Here is a 3,444-nt window from a genome sequence, read left to right as displayed (position 1 = left end):
GCCGCTTTACCAATTGCAGCCTCAGTTCCAATGTGCGTTGGACGAATATACATAGAGCCCGGCGGTAATGGCGTTTCATCTGCGTATTCGCGCATAATATCGATAATCATCGTTTTTAGCATATCGCTGTCAAAACTCGGTAAGCTTAATAGCGCTGAGCTTTGTTGCATGCGTGCAATATTTGCATCCATTCTAAAAAGATAAACAGAACCATCTTCATGGCGAAAGGCTTTTAAGCCTTCAAAACATGTACTTGAATAATGAAGAACGTGCGCACCAGCATGAAGTTCAAGTTTATCGGAAGGGACAATTGAGCTTTCGCTCCATTTATTATCAGAAAAACGAGCTTGAATCATCTGCGGCATAAACACGGTACCAAATGCGGCCATTTTAATCTCTCTTGTGTGGTCTATTTCCCTCCATTGTATGACAATCACACGCTATTTAACCATAGCTAAAGTAAGGCTTTTTTAATTAACTATGAGAATTTTTTGCAAGTGCTGTTTACTAATCAACCGCTTTGGGTGCTATAAACAAAAAAATCGGCTAATACAGTTGCACTAGCCGATTCTTAAAGGTAAATAATTTACTTGAACGAATATCTAATAATACGTTTTAACACCGAGGTATACTGTTTAAAAAAGCTACCTGTATGGTAATCAATACCGTGTTTTTTCAAAACGGCTTGTACTTGAGGTGCAACTTCTTGATAGCGCGAAGACGGCATATCAGGAAATAAGTGATGCTCTATTTGGCAGCTCAAATGCCCCGTTAAAACATGAAACCAATGCGACCCTTTAATATTTGACGAGCCCAGTACTTGGCGGTAATACCACTGTCCTTGCGTTTCGTTTACGCAGTCTTCTTGTTTAAAGGTTTGCGTTTCTTCAGTAAAGTGACCACAAAATATTATGGTTGATGTCCATAAATTACGGATTAAGTTTGCCACTAAATTACCCGCTAACACCCATAAAAATAAAGGCCCTGCAAGTAACGGAAATATCGCATAATCTTTAATTAACTGGCGAGCGCCTTTACTAAAAAAGCGCTGCTTTAATGTAGAGTGTGATACAAGCCCTTCGCGGTTTTCTTTCTTTTTACCAATAAAAACACGCTCTGCAGCTAACTCGTGATACGACACGCCCCACTGAAATAGCACACTTAAATTAATATATGTAAAAAACTGCCATACATTTTTAAAGCGCCATTTAAAATCATCGCTTAAACGCAACAAGCCATAACCAAAGTCTCTGTCTTTACCAATAATATTAGTATACGTATGGTGTTCAAAGTTATGAACGCGGTGCCAACTTTGTCCATCGCACGCTATGTCCCACTCATAATGTTGTGAGTTAAGTTGCTTGTCGTTCATCCAATCGTATTGACCATGCATTACATTGTGGCCAATTTCCATATTGTCTAAAATTTTAGCAAGCGCTAATAGCAGCACGCCTGCAACCCACAATAGTGGCTGAATAAAACCAAGCATAAGCAAAATTCGCCCGCTCCATTCACACACTCGCTGTTTGCGCACAACAGAGCGAATATAGTCAGCATCTTGTTGGCCAACTTTGCCAAGGGTGTCCATTTTAATGGCATCTAGCTCGCTTGCGAGCATGTCGTAGTTAATGTTTTTCATAATTGTAACTCCAAATCACTAACAGGTTGGCTTACGCAAAGTTGTATTAATTGCTCGCCGTTGTCACTCAATTCACCTGTTTTTAAATTACGTACCACGCCTGACTTTTTAATACATTGGCATTGATGGCAAATACCAATACCGCAACCGCGTTTAACGGGGAGCTTTTTTTCTTCAAACTGAGTCAGTAAAACATCGTTGCCCGATACAACATGGGCACTGGCGTTAATTTTTACATTAAATTGGCTGTCGTCGTTTAAGGTAGGCAGCGCTAAACCAAATGCTTCTTGGTAGTAATTTAGCTTATGCGTTTTAGCAAAATCGCTCACCGTTTGCATAAATGCAGCAGGGCCACAGCAGTAAATGTCTGGGTTTTCCCACGGCTTAATATTGCTGGTTATATCGCTTGATTGCTCGCGCGTTAATAATAAAAACGAAAAATGCTCAAATTGCGCTGCCAACTCACTTAGCTCATCAACACATTGATGCTCAGTGGCTTTTGCGTAATACACTAACGACACTTTTTGCGTAGTTTGGCCTAAGTAATCATCAAGCATAGCCAGCATAGGTGTTATACCCGAGCCNGGCGTGTGTGTGTTTTTAAACACAAAGTCGCCGCTTGGCGCAGAAATATTGCACCACAACCCCGCTTTTAATGCACTGCTGAGTAAGCCTGTAAAGCGCCCTTGCGCATTTGTTTTGATTAGTAAGCGCACCAAACCTGTATTTTTAAATTGCTTAGCGCTTGAGGCCACGGTAAAAACGCGTGTTAATAATCGCCCATTAATTTCAACCGTTAAACTTATATGCTGCCCTGACGTATGCGCCTGCCATTGTTTGCTTGGCTTAAGTTGTACACTTAAAAAACCGCCATCAAGCACAGCGGTACTAACTACTTGCGCTCTAAACTGCCCTGCACGCCACGCAGGTTTAAACACCTGCATTACGGGCTCTATGTAGCCTGCAAAACTTTGATGGTGTAAAAACCATTTTGAAAATTGGTTTAATACTTGAGTCATCATGATTAAATCTCTATCAAATCTTAATTGCTTTGAACTTACACGTGTACGCCCAAACTTCAGCGCACAAGTGTACGCTCAAATTTCAAGTTTTCAACCCCAATAGAGTAATTATTCAATTTTTTTATTAGCGCTAATTGCTAAAACAATTTCCTGTGAAGAGGTAATTTTATAAATAGAAGTGTGTGTTTTTCATTCAACTCAACACTTAACAAATTTATTTATGCCATGATAAGGTTATGTAAGATTGGATTAATTTTGGAAGCCATAATGATAAATTTAATGTCACATAACACACTCCCTAAACTAATAAGTGCAGGCTTAGCCGTTGCTATGTTTGCTACTAACGCCCCCGCAAATGCAAAAAGCGATTACGTAAAAAACTATAAACAGCTCGATACTTTATCGCTTAGCGTTAACGCAGTAACAGCGGCAGAAGGTGTAGTTATACCTTGGGCTATTGAACCTTTAGTTAACGGTGACTTATTAATATCTGAGCGCAGCGGAACGTTATTTTTATTGCCTAAAAATACCACTACATTAACTAAAGTGAAGGGCCTACCAAACATTGATGCAAATGGCCAAGGCGGATTGCTTGATTTATCACTACACACCGACAGTAAACAAAACCAATGGCTGTATTTTAGTTACGCAAGTAGTGAAGGCAAAGGAAGCGGAAGTAACACCGCCTTAATGCGCGCCAAGCTAAATAGCGATCATACGCAGTTGTCTGATCAGCAATTGCTATACAAAGGCGAGCATAATAGTACCAAAGGCCAGCACTAC

The 3,444-nt window shown here is 40.2% G+C and carries 3 protein-coding genes and 1 pseudogene; 1 reads left to right on the top strand and 3 read right to left on the bottom strand.

Going from position 1 to position 3,444, the window contains the following annotated elements; genetic code table 11:
• The 3 genes and pseudogenes from L652_RS0121645 to L652_RS0121635 all read right to left on the bottom strand — a co-directional run.
• A pseudogene (locus L652_RS0121645) lies at positions 1-389 on the bottom strand (branched chain amino acid aminotransferase); the annotation flags it as partial.
• 197 nt (positions 390-586) lie between these two features.
• On the bottom strand, positions 587-1,639 hold the full coding sequence (locus tag L652_RS0121640; RefSeq protein ID WP_024595642.1) for an acyl-CoA desaturase: 1,053 nt from the start codon (positions 1,637-1,639) through the stop codon (positions 587-589).
• Positions 1,636-2,661 (bottom strand): iron-sulfur cluster-binding domain-containing protein, encoded by a 1,026-nt coding sequence (locus L652_RS0121635; RefSeq protein WP_024603647.1) that lies wholly within the window; start codon positions 2,659-2,661, stop codon positions 1,636-1,638. Before L652_RS0121635 ends, L652_RS0121640 begins: the two co-directional genes overlap by 4 nt.
• Positions 2,662-2,928: 267 nt before the next feature.
• Between L652_RS0121635 and L652_RS0121630 the strand changes: the two genes are divergently transcribed.
• A partial coding sequence (locus L652_RS0121630; RefSeq protein ID WP_024603646.1) for a PQQ-dependent sugar dehydrogenase occupies positions 2,929-3,444 on the top strand: 516 nt, incomplete at its 3' end.

Source organism: Pseudoalteromonas sp. TB25, from assembly GCF_000497995.1.
In the GTDB taxonomy this organism is placed as follows: Bacteria; Pseudomonadota; Gammaproteobacteria; order Enterobacterales; family Alteromonadaceae; genus Pseudoalteromonas; species Pseudoalteromonas distincta.
The sequence above is the reverse complement of the archived record's forward strand: the minus strand, read 5'-3'. Positions and strand labels throughout refer to the sequence as shown.

Coding starts and splice junctions, on each gene's coding strand:
- L652_RS0121640 (WP_024595642.1), bottom strand. CDS start 1,639: ATGAAAAACATTAACTACGACATGCTCGCAAGCGAGCTAGATGCCATT.